Source organism: Oleiphilus sp. HI0080 (genome assembly GCF_001635135.1).
This window is the reverse complement of the sequence record NZ_LWFU01000250.1, coordinates 1-528: the sequence shown is the minus strand read 5'-3', so window position 1 is coordinate 528 and position 528 is coordinate 1. Positions and strand designations below refer to the sequence as shown.

Sequence of the window (528 nt, the reverse complement as noted above, 5' to 3'; positions counted from 1 at the left end):
CTCTATTCACTCATGACTTCCTAAGGAAAAAATATTACATTGAACGTGGAGATGCTATGAAGCTCGTTATTATCAGCGGTAGGTCTGGCTCAGGCAAAAGCACCGCACTCCACGTGCTTGAAGACCTTGGTTTTTATTGCATCGACAATTTGCCAGTAGGTCTCCTTTTAGAGCTTGGCAACCAGTCATCATTAAGCAAAGATGAGCGCCTTTCAAAAGTAGCCGTCAGTATTGATGCACGCAATCAACAAAGCGGGATAGAAAATTTCCCTGTTTTCTATCAAGCCTGCCAAAACCAAAACATCGACATGGATATAATCTATCTTGATGCCGACGCTGAGACACTGCTCAAGCGCTTTCACGCTACTAGAAGAAAACACCCTCTGAGCACCCCAAGCACCTCATTAAAAGAAGCCATTAAAAGCGAAGGATTATTACTGGAGCCAATAGCCCGAAAAGCAGATCTCACGGTGAATACCAGTGAAATGTCGCTTTATGAGCTTCGCGATCACATCAAACTGCGCGTTG

1 protein-coding gene is annotated in these 528 nt (G+C 44.3%); it reads left to right on the top strand.

Features of this window, described 5'->3' with window-relative positions:
* Positions 1-56: 56 nt before the first annotated feature.
* The coding region (locus A3751_RS02680; RefSeq protein WP_304439001.1) for an RNase adapter RapZ at positions 57-528 on the top strand (472 nt) is incomplete at its 3' end.